The sequence below is a fragment of the Facilibium subflavum genome (assembly GCF_003574485.1).
Classification (GTDB): domain Bacteria; phylum Pseudomonadota; class Gammaproteobacteria; order Francisellales; family Francisellaceae; genus Facilibium; species Facilibium subflavum.
The window spans coordinates 1-14146 of sequence record NZ_QLIT01000115.1 but is presented as its reverse complement, the minus strand read 5'-3'; the positions used below and the strand labels follow the sequence as shown (position 1 = coordinate 14146).

Below are 14146 nucleotides of genomic sequence, written 5' to 3'. Positions count from 1 at the left end.
CAATCAATGGGTCAGAAGGTTCATCCTACCGGAATACGCCTAGGTTTTATTAAAGACTGGCGTTCAGTATGGTATGCAGATGCAAAAGATTATGCAGATAAGTTAAATACGGATATTGAGGTTCGTAGCTATCTTCATAAAAAATTGGCAAATGCTTCAGTAAGTCGCATTAAGATCGAAAGACCAGCGCAAAATGCAAAGGTAACTATTTACACTGCACGCCCTGGTATCGTGATCGGTAAAAAAGGCGAAGATGTTGAAGTATTGCGTCAAGTATTAACAAAGAAAATGGGTATTCCTGTTCAGATTAATATCGAAGAAATTCGTAAACCTGAATTGGATGCGCAATTGGTTGCTGATAGTATTGCGCAGCAGTTAGAAAAGCGTGTAATGTTTCGTCGTGCGATGAAGCGTGCGATTCAAACTGCAATGAAAATGGGTGCTGAAGGTATTAAAGTGTCAATTGCTGGTCGTTTGGGCGGTGCTGAAATTGCACGTACTGAATGGGCAAAAGAAGGGCGCATCCCACTTCACACTTTCCGTGCAGATATTGATTATGCAACTTCTGAGGCTTTGACAACCTATGGTATTTTAGGTGTTAAAGTGTGGATTTTTAAAGGCGAAGTGCTTCCTGGCCAAGAACGTGCCAGTGAAAAAGAAGACAAAGCGCCAAGAAAAGCAAAAAGAAGAGGGGCTAAATAATGTTACAGCCTAAACGTACAAAGTTCCGTAAACAGCAAAAATTGCGTAACCGTGGTATGGCTTTACGTGGTAACAAGGTAAGCTTCGGGCAGTTTGGTTTGCAGGCAACAACTCGTGGCCGTATCACTGCTAGACAAATTGAAGCAGGCCGTCGTGCGATTAATCGTCATATTAAGCGTGGTGGTAAAGTTTGGATTCGTATGTTCCCAGATAAGCCAATTACTGAAAAGCCTTTAGAAGTTCGTATGGGTAAAGGTAAAGGTAATGTGGAGTATTGGGTTGTTCAAATCAAGCCAGGTAAAATGCTTTATGAAATCGAAGGTGTAAGCCAAGAGCTAGCAAGGTCAGCATTTGCACGCGCAGCTGCCAAGCTTCCTGTGTTAACTACATTTGTAGAAAAAACGGTGATGTAATGAAAGCAAAAGAAAAGATTCAAGAGCTAAAAGCGAAATCAGCTGAAGAGCTAAAAGCGCAGAAAATTGATCTTTTAAAAGAGCAGTTTAATTTGCGTATGCAAAAAGGTACTGGGCAATTAACGAAGAATCATATGTTTAAGACTATTCGTCGTGATATTGCTCGCATTAATACAATCTTGTCTGAAAAACAAAAAGCAGGTGCTTAAAGATGAGTGATAAATTAAGAACATTACTGGGAAAAGTCACCAGCGACAAGATGGATAAAACCATTACTGTTGTGGTTGAGCGTAAGGTTAAGCATCCTTTGTATGGTAAGTTTGTTTCAAAATCAACTAAGTATCATGTGCATGATGAAGCTAATGATTGTAAAGAAGGCGATACCGTAACAATTACTGAAACAAGACCTTACTCAAAGACTAAAAAGTGGCGTTTGGTTTCAATTGTTGAGCGTGCAAAATAGTAGCGTTTAAACAATCGTAAAATGGATTGCTGTAGCTTGGGCAAAAAAATTGCATTTTCTTGCCTGGCTGTTATAATGGTGCGTCTTTTGACGCCACTGATTAGAAATTGACGTAAATGAGGTATAAACAATGATTCAGATGCAAACTGAACTTCAAGTTGCTGATAATAGTGGCGCTCGTAGGGTAGAATGTATCAAGGTGTTGGGTGGATCTCATCGCAGATATGCAAATATTGGCGATGTAATTAAGGTTTCTGTCAAAGAAGCTAACCCACGTGGTAAAGTTAAAAAAGGTAGCGTGCATAATGCCGTTGTCGTAAGAACAGCCAAAGGCGTTCGTCGTCGTGATGGTTCTGTTTTACGTTTTGATGGTAATGCTGTTGTCCTTTTGAATAACAATAACCAGCCAATTGGTACACGTATATTCGGCCCAGTGACACGCGAGCTGCGTAGTGAGCAGTTTATGAAAATTGTTTCACTTGCCCCAGAAGTGCTATAAGTTGGAGTATAACAATGAATAGACTGAAAAAAGGCGATGACGTTATTGTTATTGCTGGAAAAGATAAAGGTCGCAGAGGAACAGTCGTTTCAATACTTTCTGATAAAGATCGTGTTGTTGTGGAAGGTGTGAATTTAGTCAAAAAGCATGTGAAGCCTAATCCAAATAAAGGGGTTGAGGGCGGCATCGTTGAGAAAGAAGCATCAATCCACGCCTCGAATGTTGCTTTGTATAACCCGGCTACAAAAAAAGCTGACCGTGTTGGCTTTAAATTTGTAGAAGATGGTAGTAAAAAAGTTCGCTATTTTAAATCAAATGGCGAATTAGTAGATCTATAGGTAGTAGAATATGGCAAGGCTAAAAGCTTTCTATCAAGAAAAAGTGGTTCCACAGCTGCAAAAAGAGCTTGGTTTGAACAATGTGATGCAGGTGCCTCGCATTGAAAAGATCACGCTAAACATGGGTGTTGGTGAAGCTGCAAAAGATAAAAAAGCGATGGAATCTGCAGTGAAAGATCTTGAAATAATCGCAGGTCAAAAACCAATTGTGACAAAATCAAGAAAATCAATTGCAGGTTTTAAAATTCGTGATGGTTGGCCAATCGGTTGCAAAGTTACTTTGCGTGGCGAACGTATGTATGAATTTTTAGATCGTTTGGTTTCAATTGCAATTCCGCGCGTTCGTGACTTTCGTGGCTTAAGTGCTAAGTCTTTTGACGGTCGTGGTAACTATAGTATGGGTGTGCGTGAGCACATTGCTTTCCCTGAGATTGATTACGATAAAGTTGATGCAATTCGTGGTTTAGATATTACGATCACAACAACGGCAAAAAGTGATGAGCACAGTAAAGCATTGTTAAGCGCATTTAACTTCCCATTAAAATCGTAAGGAGTTACCAAACAATGGCAAAAGTTGGAATGATCCAAAGAGAATTGAAAAGACAAAAGCTGGTTGAAAAATACGCTCAAAAAAGAGCTGAGCTAAAAGCAATCATCTTGAGTCCAAATGCCACTGATGATGAAAAGTGGGATGCACAGATCCAATTGCAAAAGCTTCCAGTGAATTCATCACGCTCGCGTTTGCAAAAACGTTGCCGTATCACTGGCAGACCGCATGCGGTATATAAAAAGTTTGGCCTGTGTAGAAATAAATTGCGCGAGCATGCAATGCGTGGCGATGTTCCAGGCTTGAAAAAAGCTAGCTGGTAATAGAGGGTTAAAATTATGAGTATGCAAGATCCTATTGCAGATATGCTAACAAGAATAAGAAATGGTTTGTCTGCAAACAAAAAAACGGTTGCAATGCCATTATCAAAAAAGAAAAAAGCAATCGCTGAATTGCTTTTAAGCGAAGGCTATATCAAGTCTTTTGATACGTCTTCTGAAAACAATGGCACGCTGCAAGTTGAGCTTAAATATCATGAAGGGCGACCTGTGATTGAAATGCTAAAACGTGTTAGCAGACCAGGGCTGCGTATTTACAAAACAGCAAACGACTTACCAAAAGTTTATGGTGGTTATGGTGTTGCTGCGATTTCAACGTCAAAAGGTCTGATGAGTGACAGACAAGCACGTACTGAAAACGTTGGCGGCGAAGTTGTTTTCTACGTGGCATAAAACAGGAGATATTTGATGTCTAGAATCGGAAAAAAGCCTGTTGTTATTCCAAGTGGCGTGAGCATTGCTGTTGATACAAGCAATGTTGTCACTGTTAAAGGCAGCAAGGGCGAGCTAACAAAGCAGATTAATAATGCTGTCAGTGTCGAAATTGCTGACAAAGAAGTGAAAATTGTGCCAAACGAGCAGTCAAAAGATGCGACAATGCACTCTGGCACAGCAAGAGCTTTAATTAATAACATGGTTATCGGTGTAAGCCAGGGCTTTGAGAAAAAATTGCAGCTGGTTGGTGTAGGTTATCGTGCTAAAGCACAAGGTAATACCGTGAATTTGACACTGGGCTTTTCTCACCCTGTCAATCATACATTACCACAAGGTGTAACGGCTGAAACGCCTTCACAAACTGAAATCGTGTTAAAAAGTGCTAACAAAGAGCTACTAGGTAAAGTTGCTGCTGATATTCGTGATTATAGAAGACCAGAAGCCTATAAGGGTAAAGGTGTTCGTTATGCGGATGAAAGAGTCATTACCAAAGAAGCTAAGAAAAAATAAGTGAGTTAGGGCGATGGATAAGAAAAATGCTCGTTTACGTCGTGCTAAACGCACACGTATAAAGTTAAAAGAGCTAAATAAAGTTCGTTTATGTGTACATAAAACACCACAACATACCTATGCACAAGTTATTACTGGTGATGGTGGGCAAATCTTAGTTGCAGCTTCAACTGTTGAGAAGTCAATTAAGGAAAGCTGCAAACATGGTGGTAATATCCAGGCAGCACAAGTAGTTGGTGCTGCAATTGCACAGCGTGCTGTGGAAAAAGGTATTACAGAAGTTGCTTTTGATCGTTCTGGTTATAAGTACCATGGACGTATTAAAGCGCTAGCTGATGCAGCTAGAGAGAGTGGTTTAAAATTTTAAAAGGCGACTGATAAAATGGCTAACGATATGCAAAAAACTGATGGCTTAATTGAAAAATTAGTCAGCGTTAAAAGACATGCCAAAACAGTAAAAGGTGGCAGAATCATGAGCTTTGCCGCCTTAGTTGTTGTTGGCGATGGTAAAGGTCGTGTTGGTATTGGTCGTGGGAAATCACGTGAAGTACCTGTTGCGATTCAAAAAGCAATGGAAAACGGACGTCGCAACATGGTTGACGTTAATTTAAATGGCGATACATTGTGGTACCCTACTACCGCTTCGCACGGTGCATCAAAAGTCTTTATGCAACCGGCATCAGCAGGTACGGGTATTATTGCCGGTGGTGCGATGCGTGCTGTGTTTGAGGTGGTTGGGCTTCATAACGTTTTAGCGAAAACATATGGTTCAACAAATCCGGTCAATGTTGTTCGTGCAACGATTAATGGTCTGGCAAAAATTAAATCTCCGGAAGAGATTGCAGAAAAACGCGGTCTTTCTGTTGAAGCGATTCAAGGGTGATTGTTATGACAAAGCAAGCAACATTTAAAGTTACATTGACAAAAAGCCTGATTGGCCGTGCTGAGAAACATAAAGCATGTGCAAGAGGTTTGGGCTTACGTAAAATTCATCAAACAGTAGAGATTATTGACACGCCGGAAAATCGCGGTATGGCAAACAAGATCTACTATATGGTGAACATAGAGGGGTAATGAAAAATGAGACTAAATGAGATTTCTCCAGCTCCTGGTTCTAAACCTGCTGCAAAACGCGTTGGACGTGGTATAGGCAGTGGTTTAGGTAAGACTTGTGGCCGTGGTCATAAAGGTCAGAAAGCACGTTCTGGCGGTTACCATAAAGTAGGTTTTGAGGGTGGTCAGATGCCACTTCAAAGAAGGCTTCCTAAGTTTGGTTTTACTTCACGTAAAGGACATTTGGTTGCTGAAGTGCGTTTACATGAAATTAACGATATCGCAGCAGAAGCAATTAATCTTGATGTATTGAAGCAAGCCGGTATTATTCGTAAGGATATGCTTTCAGCAAGAATCATTGCATCAGGTGAAATTACAAAAGCAGTAACAATCGATGGCATTCATTGCACAAAAGGTGCAAAAGCAGCTATTGAAGCGGCAGGCGGAAAAGTAGAGTAATATCAGCTATGGCAAAAAAAAATCTAAAAAAGGGTGGTGGGCTTAAGGAATTAAGGGCTCGTCTTCTTTTTGTTCTGCTGGGCATTATTGTCTTCAGACTTGGTGTCTATATCCCTATTCCTTACATTGATGCAGAGCAACTAAGCAAGTTAATGTCGGCACAAACAGCCGGTGGAAACGGGCTGTTGAACATGTTTAATATGTTCTCAGGTGGTGCGTTAACAAAACTTAGTATCTTTGCGTTAGGGGTAATGCCTTATATTTCGGCTTCTATTATTTTTCAGATGATGAGCGCGGTATCGCCAAAGCTGATGGAGTTGAAAAAAGAAGGTGAGTCTGGTCAGAAAAAGATTACGCAATATACGCGATATGCGACGCTTGCACTAGCGTTGATACAATCGTTTGGTATTGCGGTTTATACCTTTAACCAACCAGGTCTTGTGGATGTAGATTCAAGATTTTTATTTTATTTTGCTGCTATTATTTCAATGACAACCGGTAGTATGTTCCTGATGTGGTTGGGTGAGCAAATGACTGAGCGCGGCATTGGTAATGGTATTTCATTACTGATTTTCTCAGGAATTGTTGCCAACCTGCCATTTGAAGTCAGTACAACGCTTTCACAAGCAAACCAGGGTGCCATTTCCTACCTATCAGTCTGGGTATTGTTTATTATCCTGCTGGCAGTTGTTGCGTTTGTTGTTTTTGTGGAGCGTGCACAGCGCCGCATCACAGTAAATTATGCAAAGCGCCAACAAGGGCGTAAAATGTATGCTGCGCAAAAAAGCCATTTACCATTAAAGCTAAATATGGCTGGTGTGATTCCACCGATTTTTGCCTCATCCATTCTAATGGTTCCAGGTATGCTGTCAAACTGGTTTGCCGCTTCTTCATCACTTGGCTGGTTAGCTGAAATTGGTGAAGCGTTGCAGCCAGGAAGCCTGTTGTATACAGTGATTTTTGCTGCTGCAATCATATTCTTTTGCTTTTTCTATACCGCATTGGTATTTAATCCAAAAGAAACTGCAGATAACCTGAAAAAATCAGGTGCATTTATCTCTGGTGTTAGACCTGGTGAACAAACTGCAAAGTATATTGACTCAGTAATGAGCAAATTGACGTTGGTTGGTTCAATCTACATTACGGCAATTTGTCTTCTGCCAATTTTTATCATGAACTTTTTTGGACATGGTTTGTCATTTACATTTGGTGGAACATCTTTACTGATCGTTGTTGTAGTCATTATGGACTTTATGGCACAGGTTCAGTCACATATGATGTCAACACAGTATGATTCATTGTTGAAAAAAGCAAATTTAAGCAATTACGGTAAAATATAATTTTAACAAAAATGAGGTGAGCTAATGAAAGTCAGAGCATCCGTAAAAAGAATCTGTAGGAACTGCAAGGTAATAAAACGTAACCGTGTGGTTCGTGTGATTTGTACAGATAAAAGACATAAACAGCGTCAAGGTTAAGAAATGATCGAAATGGCTTGCTTTTTTATGAAAAAGAAGCTATCTTTGTGCACCTTGAGATTGTCGAAAAGATTTAACAAAATTATTTAAACGATAGATGGAGTATTGTGAATGGCTCGTATAGCTGGGATAAACGTCCCTGACCATAAACATGCTGATGTTGCTTTAACAGCAATTTATGGCATTGGGCGTCCACGCGCACAGAAAATTTGTGCTGCTTGTAGTATTGAACCAACTAAAAAGATTAAAGACTTAACAGAAGAGCAGATTGAGTCTTTAAGAACAGAAGTGGGCAAGTTTACAGTAGAAGGTGATCTACGCCGTGAAGTTTCTATGAATATCAAGCGTCTTGCTGATTTGGGAACTTATCGTGGTAGAAGACACCGTCGTAATCTACCTGTAAGAGGTCAACGTACGAAGACGAATGCTCGTACGCGTAAAGGGCCAAGAAAGCCAATTAGGGCATAAGTACAATTATAACAAATAGGAATCGAACTTATGGCAAAAGCTGTAAAGCCTAAGAAAAAAGTTAAAAAGAGTGTGCCGGATGCGATTGCGCATATCCATGCATCTTTTAACAACACGATTGTGACGATCACTGATAGACAGGGTAATGCATTATCTTGGGCGACATCTGGTGGTAGCGGTTTTAGAGGTTCTCGTAAGAGTACACCATTTGCAGCACAAGTTGCAGCTGAGCGTGCAGGTGAATCTGCATTAGAATATGGTGTGAAAAACTTAGACGTTTTAGTAAAAGGTCCAGGACCTGGCCGTGAATCAGCTGTTCGTGCGTTAAATGCGAAAGGCTTCAAAGTGACAAGTATTACTGATGTTACACCATTACCTCATAATGGTTGCCGTCCTCCGAAAAAACGTCGTGTATAAGATTTTAAGGTAAGTAAAATGGCAAGATACTTAGGACCAAAATGTAAGCTTTCTCGTCGAGAAGGCACTGATCTACAGCTTAAAAGTGGTGTAAGATCAATTGAAGAAAAGTGTAAGATTAATACGCCTCCGGGTCAGCATGGCGCAAGAAAAGGGCGTTTATCTGATTATGGTTTACAGTTGCGTGAAAAGCAGAAAGTACGTCGTATTTATGGTATATTAGAAAACCAGTTCAGACGTTATTATGTTGAAGCAGCAAGACGTAAAGGCAATACAGGTGCAAACTTGTTGCAGTTATTAGAAAGCCGCTTAGATAATGTGGTTTATCGTCTTGGTTTTGGTGCGACTCGTGCAGAGGCTCGCCAGCTAGTGACGCATAAAGGCATTCTTGTGAATGGTAAAAGCTGTAACATCCCATCATATGCTGTCCAAGCAGGTGATGTGGTTGCTGTACGTGAGAAAGCGAAGAAGCAGTTACGTGTTCAAAATGCATTAGAGCTATCTAAGCAGCGTCCTGCAATGAGCTGGATTGAGCTGGATGAAACTAAGCTTGAAGGCACATTCAAAAACACGCCTGATCGTGCTGAATTGCCAGCAGAAATCAACGAACAGCTGATTGTCGAGTTGTATTCTAAATAATCGTTAATGTCAGAGAATGGAGAGCGCTTAATGCAAACTTGTCCAGTAGAGACCTGCAAGCCACAAATTAGCAATGTTGAAGAGGTGAGTAAGAACTGTTTTAAAGTAACGCTTTCACCTTTTGCTGCTGGTTTTGGTCATGTTATGGGAAATGCTCTCAGAAGAATTCTTCTATCATCAATTCCAGGAGCCGCCGTCACAGAGGTTCAGATTGATCAGGCCTTACATGAGTATTGTACTTTAGATGGTGTGCAAGAAGATGTCGTGGAAATTCTTCTTAAGTTAAAAAAGCTTGCTGTTATTCTGAAAAATGAAACAGAAGAAGCTTATTTGACTTTAGAAAAAACAGGTCCAGGGCTTGTTACAGCTGGAGACTTGGAAGTGAGCGGCAACGTTCAGGTGACAGATCCAGATTACATCATTGCGCATTTAAACGAAGGTGGACGGATTGATATGTCCATCAAAGTAGTGCAAGGGCGAGGTTTTGTGCCTTCAACTGTGTATACGCAATCGCAAGAAGAGGACATGCTCGTTGGTTATATTCCATTAGACGCTTCGTTTAACCCGGTCTTGGATGTATCCTTTAAGGTGCAACAAGTTGATGATATGAGCGAAAGTCTGGAAGTATATATGCGTACGAAGGGAACAGTAGAACCAGAAAAAGCCATAGAAATCGCTTTGACATATTTCTATGAGCAGATCGCGGTATTTGTTGACCTTAAAGCACCTTTGGGTCGCAAGAGTACGCAGGAAACACCAGAGATTGATCCACTGTTATTGAGGCCTGTTGAAGATCTGGAGTTGACCGTTAGATCGGCAAATTGCCTAAAAGCGCAAAATATTCGTTACTTAGGTGATTTAGTACAATACCCTGAATCTGATTTAATGCGTATTCCTAATTTGGGTCGTAAATCTTTAAATGAAATTAAATCTGTTCTTGCAGAACGTGGTCTTTCTTTAGGTGTCAGAATTGACAACTGGCCACCAGAACAGTTGATTGGTAAGTAATATTATAATTTTAACTAGAAGGAAATTACTATGCGTCATCGTAAGAGCGGTCGTAAGTTTAGTAGAACAAGTAGTCATCGCAAAGCGATGTTCAGAAACATGTCAGCTTCACTGTTAAAACATGAGTTGATTAAAACGACTTTACCTAAGGCTAAAGAGCTAAGAGGTCACATTGAACCTTTGATTACATTAGCAAAACGCGAAGTTGAATTGCGTAAAAATGAAAGTAACATGGAAGCTGGTGAATTCAAGGCACAAATCGTTGCTTTAAGACGTCAAGCTTTCAACACTTTACGCAATAAAGCGGCAGTTAAAAAGCTATTTGAAGAAGTAGCGCCACGTTATGAAACACGTCCAGGTGGTTATACTCGCGTATTAAAATGTGGCTACCGTTTTGGTGACAAAGCACCAATGGCTTTCATTGAGCTAGTTGACCGCCCACAGCATATTGAAGCAGTGGAGGAAGTAGAAGAAGCTTAATTTTTGGCATTCTTTTATTTTCACAGCTTTATAAAGCGTCTATACTTAACCCATGTTGTCACATGGGTTATTTTTTTATGTTAAGAAAAATCACTACTTTGGTATTATGTGCGCTTTCCAGCACAATGATATTTGCAGATGAAATTACGCTGCCATCAACTAATTTTAACTTTGATATCAAAACGGTTTCGTCAGCGCCGGCTTATCAACCATTAACTGCTTTTGTTAATGATGGGAAAACCTATATTAAATTTGTTCCAACGGTTAGTAGTTCAAACTTGCCGATTATTCTGGTTGATCAGCTACCAGGTCATCCTGCGCCACAGATAGCATATCAAGACGGTTATGTGGTTATTGATCAGCCTTCAAGTACGATTAAAATTTATCATCCTAAAACGAAAGCGTTGATTTATCAGCTGCAATTATCCAATCATTTTGACTACAACAAAGTTCCACCTTCACCGCATCTCTTACCTTATGAGTATGCAGGATTTTTTGTTGGTGCCAATGTGGGTGCAGCAAATATTGATAGTAAAGGTTATGCTGCGGCATTTGGTGGTAATATTGGCTATGATTGGCATTTTTATAAAGGCTTCTTAGCGGGCTTTGAGTTTGGCGGTAACTACGATGGCAAACAGACAAAAGATCAAGTGACCGTGAAAAGCTGGAATATAAATCTTATGTTAAGAGCACGTTACTTATTTGAGTCGGGCTTTAATTTTGTCGGTAAGCTCGGTGGTGCTTATGTGCGTAATAGCGCAACACAAAATGGCACGGATGTTGGAGGCATCGGCAATGGCGTTGCCGCACGTGCGGGTGCTAGTGCAGGTTACTTATTTACCAATGGCATTGGTTTGAATCTTGAATATGACCATGTATTTTCAACATCAAAGGTTAATTCAGTCAATACGGTGACAATGGGGATAAGTTATACTTTTTAAGTAATAAAGTTTTTTATTTACCACAAGTTACAGTACTCCTGTGAGCTTGTTAAGGATTTTCCGCCGTTGACAATGACATAACCTGTTGGGCCTGCATTGTTGTTACCACAGTTGTTGTGTACCCAATGAATACCATACTCTCCACCATTGTAAAGCTCGCCACACAGTTGAACGTGATCTGCTTTTTTAATATTTTTACTAAAGCTTTCTGGGATTCTTTGACCATGCGATTGGTCATAATCCTTGGCGTACACATTATCAATAGATACCTGATAGCGCTGATTTGTTTTGCTGTCCTCGATATAAAAAATGGTGTGGGATAGTTCGACTCCTTTTCTTGATTTGCCATCATGAAAACTTAAATTTGATATCACTTTACCTTCAAGGAAGCTTGCATCTTTGCCTGTGCATTGAGGTGCTTGTGCCATTAAAAAAGCTGGGCTTAATGTTGCTCCAAGCAAAAACGTGCTTAATATGAGTTTTTTTACCATGAATTGATGCCTTTTCTGTAGTATTTTAAGTGTGGTTTAGCAAGTCTATAATATTTATGTAAATTTTAAAACATGTATTTTAGTCTTTGCGGTCTTATATAAAACAAATAAAGAACTTAATTTATACACTTTGGTTTAGATTCTGTAGAAGCGTGCTTTTATATTAAGGATTTATCTTCTGTTCATCTAGGTGATATTACTAATTATTTTAAAATGGTATAAAAATTACGTGACATGTTAAATTATATTTTTTATATTCGATATATGTTGGAAATTTGTAAATTTATAAGCGCTATTTCTGGAGTTTGCGTACAAAGCAGAAGCGTGTTTATAAGGCTCTGAGCAGAATGCTGTATGATGCCATTTATCTAAACACCAAAAAGATCAGCGAAATAATGCGTAATCAATGAGGGAAAAGGCCAGTAACCCAATACGCTTTTCCTGAGACTTGCTTGGCTTTTTTTCGTGTGGATGCATGCATAAACGCGTAAAACTTGCGTTGAAATAATTTGTTTTAAATGGGTGTCCCACATATAAGCAGTAGTGTGGTGTATTTATTATGATGGACTTGGCTGATCGCATACATAAATAAAATTACTACAAAAGTATTGTTTGAAAGCAATGAGCCGTTCGGCTAAAAGGAAAACTAAGGAGGAGCAAGTGGAAGATAATTGTAAAAACAACTACCGGTTTGTTTATTTTGTTGCTGTTATTGCCGGGATGGGGGGGTTGTTATTTGGCTTTGATACCGGCATTATCGCAGATGGTCAATGGCAGATAACGCATCAATTTGGTCTTAGTTCATGGCAGTGGTCTTCTGTCGTAAGTTCAACAGTATTAGGCGCATTTTTAGGTGCGCTTTTTTGTGGCCGAATTACCGATTTAATTGGGCGGCGAAAAACATTGATCATGGTTTCTTACTTATTTATTGTCGGCACATTGATCGCAGCACTTTCTCAAGGCTGGTATTCATTGCTGATTGGACGCTTTATTTTAGGTGCCTGTATTGGTATTGCCTCATTTACCTCACCTCTTTTTATTTCAGAGGTTTCACCATTGGATATTCGCGGAAAGCTGGTCCTGTTTAACAGTGTCGCTATTACCGGTGGCGAAGCCATTTCTTTTTTGGTGGGCTATTTACTTCATGATATCAGTGCTTCAAGTTGGCGCTTGATGTTCTTAATCGGTGTGATCCCGCCAGTTCTTCTGCTTATTGGGCTTAAATATATGCCACCATCACCACGTTGGGTGGCAACAAAATTTGGCCTGGATCATGCCAGGAAAATTTTGACTAAAATTCGTGGTAATGACACAGCCATGATTAATGCAGAGCTTGATGAAATTAAAGATACCTTGAAGGTAAAGCGCCAAGTGAAATTACGGACTTTGTTTCAAAAACCGATTAGAAAAGTCATGTTGATTGGGCTTGCTTTAGGTGTTTTACAGCAGGTAGCTGGTATTAATATCATCATGTATTACGGGCCATTTGTCTTTAATGAAGCAGGGTTTAGCCAAAATATCTCATTGTTTGCCACTTTTATTATGGGGTTGATCAATACGGTATTTACGATTGTTGCCTTGTTTACTGTTGATAAAATTGGCCGGCGAAGCCTATTGATCTTTGGGGCACTTATTGCTGGTTTGTCACTTGTTGCTTTGGCTTGGCATCAGTTTAATCCACATTTAAGCCCGTGGATTGCATTTTTTAGCGTATTGATCTACATGATGGCTTTTGCAGTAAGTTTAGGATGTATTTTCTGGCTGATGATTTCAGAACTTTATCCAACACGAATTCGTGGCACAGCAATGAGTTTTGCAACAGCAATACAGTGGTTAGCAAACTTTGTCGTTTCACTATGCTTTTTGCCGTTATTTAACGCATTAGGCGGTGGTTATACCATGCTGATATTTGCGGGATTTTGTTTTTGCGCTGTAATATTTGGCCTATTGTATTTGCCTGAGACCAAAGGCGTTTCACTGGAGCAGATTGAGGCAAATCTTGAACAGGGGAAACCGGCAAGACTCTTAGGGCAGCAGCCAGATGATGGCAGGCTTAAAGGGGGAATTATCCCGGAATCTCAACCTGCATTTGATTAAAGGCATCTTCATGCAGTAGTAAATCAAATCAATAAGAGACTATGTAATAAATAGAGGTTTAATCAAAGGAGTATAAGAACATATGAGTGCGCCAAGCAAAGCTAAGGCAATCAAGCTGGACAATCCAGCCCAGAAAAAGGCTAGCCACCAGTCTGGAACCGAACTACACATAATGCAAGGTAACGAACATTATGAAGCTGTAGTAAGGGCGGTCTATCAGCCACAACGCGAGTGAAGGTATTGAGCCCCGTAATATACCATCGTCGCACCTGATCAAGGTTTTCATATGCCTGAAATCAGCACTACGCAATACGTAAAGGCGAGTATGCGTGGAGGTGTCGGGGTCTGAGTCCGTAGCGGGTAGATGAAC

The 14146-nt window shown here is 40.1% G+C and carries 25 protein-coding genes; 24 read left to right on the top strand and 1 reads right to left on the bottom strand.

The features are described 5' to 3' along the window. Positions 1-6: 6 nt before the first annotated feature. From rpsC to DNK84_RS07435, 22 genes are all read left to right on the top strand, one after another. Entirely contained in the window at positions 7-702 is a 696-nt protein-coding gene (rpsC, locus tag DNK84_RS07540) for a 30S ribosomal protein S3 (RefSeq protein WP_119343934.1), read from the top strand. Next, positions 702-1115, top strand: coding sequence for a 50S ribosomal protein L16 (rplP, locus tag DNK84_RS07535; protein ID WP_119343933.1), 414 nt, complete (start codon positions 702-704; stop codon positions 1113-1115). Before rpsC ends, rplP begins: the two co-directional genes overlap by 1 nt. After that, on the top strand, positions 1115-1324 hold the full coding sequence (gene rpmC, locus DNK84_RS07530; protein WP_119343932.1) for a 50S ribosomal protein L29: 210 nt from the start codon (positions 1115-1117) through the stop codon (positions 1322-1324). Before rplP ends, rpmC begins: the two co-directional genes overlap by 1 nt. Before the next feature lie 2 nt (positions 1325-1326). Beyond that, positions 1327-1578 carry a 30S ribosomal protein S17 gene (gene rpsQ, locus DNK84_RS07525; RefSeq protein ID WP_119343931.1) on the top strand — a complete coding sequence of 84 codons (252 nt, stop codon included), beginning with the start codon at positions 1327-1329 and terminating at the stop codon, positions 1576-1578. 130 nt (positions 1579-1708) lie between these two features. Beyond that, positions 1709-2077, top strand: a complete 369-nt coding sequence (gene rplN, locus DNK84_RS07520) for a 50S ribosomal protein L14 (protein WP_119343930.1) — start codon at positions 1709-1711, stop codon at positions 2075-2077. Positions 2078-2091: 14 nt separating this feature from the next. Next, a complete protein-coding gene (gene rplX / locus DNK84_RS07515) occupies positions 2092-2415 on the top strand; it encodes a 50S ribosomal protein L24 (protein ID WP_119343929.1) in 324 nt (107 codons plus the stop codon). A gap of 10 nt (positions 2416-2425) precedes the next feature. Beyond that, on the top strand, positions 2426-2965 hold the full coding sequence (gene rplE, locus DNK84_RS07510) for a 50S ribosomal protein L5 (RefSeq protein WP_119343928.1): 540 nt from the start codon (positions 2426-2428) through the stop codon (positions 2963-2965). A 14-nt stretch (positions 2966-2979) separates the two neighbouring features. Beyond that, a complete protein-coding gene (gene rpsN / locus DNK84_RS07505; RefSeq protein ID WP_119343927.1) occupies positions 2980-3285 on the top strand; it encodes a 30S ribosomal protein S14 in 306 nt (101 codons plus the stop codon). 15 nt (positions 3286-3300) lie between these two features. Next, positions 3301-3693: a 30S ribosomal protein S8 gene (gene rpsH, locus DNK84_RS07500; RefSeq protein WP_119343926.1), complete on the top strand. Its 393-nt coding sequence runs from the start codon at positions 3301-3303 to the stop codon at positions 3691-3693. A 15-nt stretch (positions 3694-3708) separates the two neighbouring features. Further along, a complete protein-coding gene (gene rplF / locus DNK84_RS07495; protein WP_119343925.1) occupies positions 3709-4245 on the top strand; it encodes a 50S ribosomal protein L6 in 537 nt (178 codons plus the stop codon). Between the two features lie 13 nt (positions 4246-4258). Then, complete coding sequence (gene rplR, locus DNK84_RS07490; RefSeq protein WP_119343924.1) at positions 4259-4612, top strand: 50S ribosomal protein L18; 354 nt, start codon at positions 4259-4261, stop codon at positions 4610-4612. 15 nt (positions 4613-4627) lie between these two features. After that, entirely contained in the window at positions 4628-5128 is a 501-nt protein-coding gene (gene rpsE, locus DNK84_RS07485) for a 30S ribosomal protein S5 (RefSeq protein ID WP_119343923.1), read from the top strand. Between the two features lie 5 nt (positions 5129-5133). Further along, positions 5134-5319 (top strand): 50S ribosomal protein L30, encoded by a 186-nt coding sequence (gene rpmD / locus DNK84_RS07480; RefSeq protein ID WP_119343922.1) that lies wholly within the window; start codon positions 5134-5136, stop codon positions 5317-5319. A 6-nt stretch (positions 5320-5325) separates the two neighbouring features. Beyond that, entirely contained in the window at positions 5326-5757 is a 432-nt protein-coding gene (gene rplO / locus DNK84_RS07475) for a 50S ribosomal protein L15 (protein ID WP_119343921.1), read from the top strand. An 8-nt stretch (positions 5758-5765) separates the two neighbouring features. Beyond that, complete coding sequence (gene secY, locus DNK84_RS07470) at positions 5766-7097, top strand: preprotein translocase subunit SecY (protein ID WP_119343920.1); 1332 nt, start codon at positions 5766-5768, stop codon at positions 7095-7097. A gap of 24 nt (positions 7098-7121) precedes the next feature. After that, on the top strand, positions 7122-7235 hold the full coding sequence (rpmJ, locus tag DNK84_RS07465; RefSeq protein WP_119343919.1) for a 50S ribosomal protein L36: 114 nt from the start codon (positions 7122-7124) through the stop codon (positions 7233-7235). Between the two features lie 111 nt (positions 7236-7346). Continuing rightward, on the top strand, positions 7347-7703 hold the full coding sequence (gene rpsM, locus DNK84_RS07460; RefSeq protein ID WP_119343918.1) for a 30S ribosomal protein S13: 357 nt from the start codon (positions 7347-7349) through the stop codon (positions 7701-7703). A gap of 30 nt (positions 7704-7733) precedes the next feature. Continuing rightward, positions 7734-8120, top strand: a complete 387-nt coding sequence (rpsK, locus tag DNK84_RS07455) for a 30S ribosomal protein S11 (protein ID WP_119343917.1) — start codon at positions 7734-7736, stop codon at positions 8118-8120. A gap of 18 nt (positions 8121-8138) precedes the next feature. Beyond that, positions 8139-8759: a 30S ribosomal protein S4 gene (gene rpsD, locus DNK84_RS07450; RefSeq protein ID WP_119343916.1), complete on the top strand. Its 621-nt coding sequence runs from the start codon at positions 8139-8141 to the stop codon at positions 8757-8759. A 30-nt stretch (positions 8760-8789) separates the two neighbouring features. After that, complete coding sequence (locus DNK84_RS07445) at positions 8790-9767, top strand: DNA-directed RNA polymerase subunit alpha (RefSeq protein ID WP_119343915.1); 978 nt, start codon at positions 8790-8792, stop codon at positions 9765-9767. A 30-nt stretch (positions 9768-9797) separates the two neighbouring features. Further along, on the top strand, positions 9798-10247 hold the full coding sequence (gene rplQ, locus DNK84_RS07440; RefSeq protein ID WP_119343914.1) for a 50S ribosomal protein L17: 450 nt from the start codon (positions 9798-9800) through the stop codon (positions 10245-10247). Positions 10248-10324: 77 nt separating this feature from the next. Continuing rightward, entirely contained in the window at positions 10325-11188 is an 864-nt protein-coding gene (locus tag DNK84_RS07435) for an outer membrane protein (RefSeq protein WP_162902297.1), read from the top strand. A 17-nt stretch (positions 11189-11205) separates the two neighbouring features. Here DNK84_RS07435 and DNK84_RS07430 read toward each other — a convergent pair whose 3' ends face one another. Beyond that, entirely contained in the window at positions 11206-11679 is a 474-nt protein-coding gene (locus DNK84_RS07430) for a hypothetical protein (RefSeq protein WP_119343912.1), read from the bottom strand. A 660-nt stretch (positions 11680-12339) separates the two neighbouring features. Between DNK84_RS07430 and DNK84_RS07425 the strand changes: the two genes are divergently transcribed. Both DNK84_RS07425 and DNK84_RS14300 read left to right on the top strand, forming a co-directional pair. Then, positions 12340-13776 (top strand): sugar porter family MFS transporter, encoded by a 1437-nt coding sequence (locus tag DNK84_RS07425; RefSeq protein WP_162902296.1) that lies wholly within the window; start codon positions 12340-12342, stop codon positions 13774-13776. 82 nt (positions 13777-13858) lie between these two features. Further along, positions 13859-14011, top strand: coding sequence for a hypothetical protein (locus DNK84_RS14300; RefSeq protein WP_162902112.1), 153 nt, complete (start codon positions 13859-13861; stop codon positions 14009-14011). Positions 14012-14146: the final 135 nt, after the last annotated feature.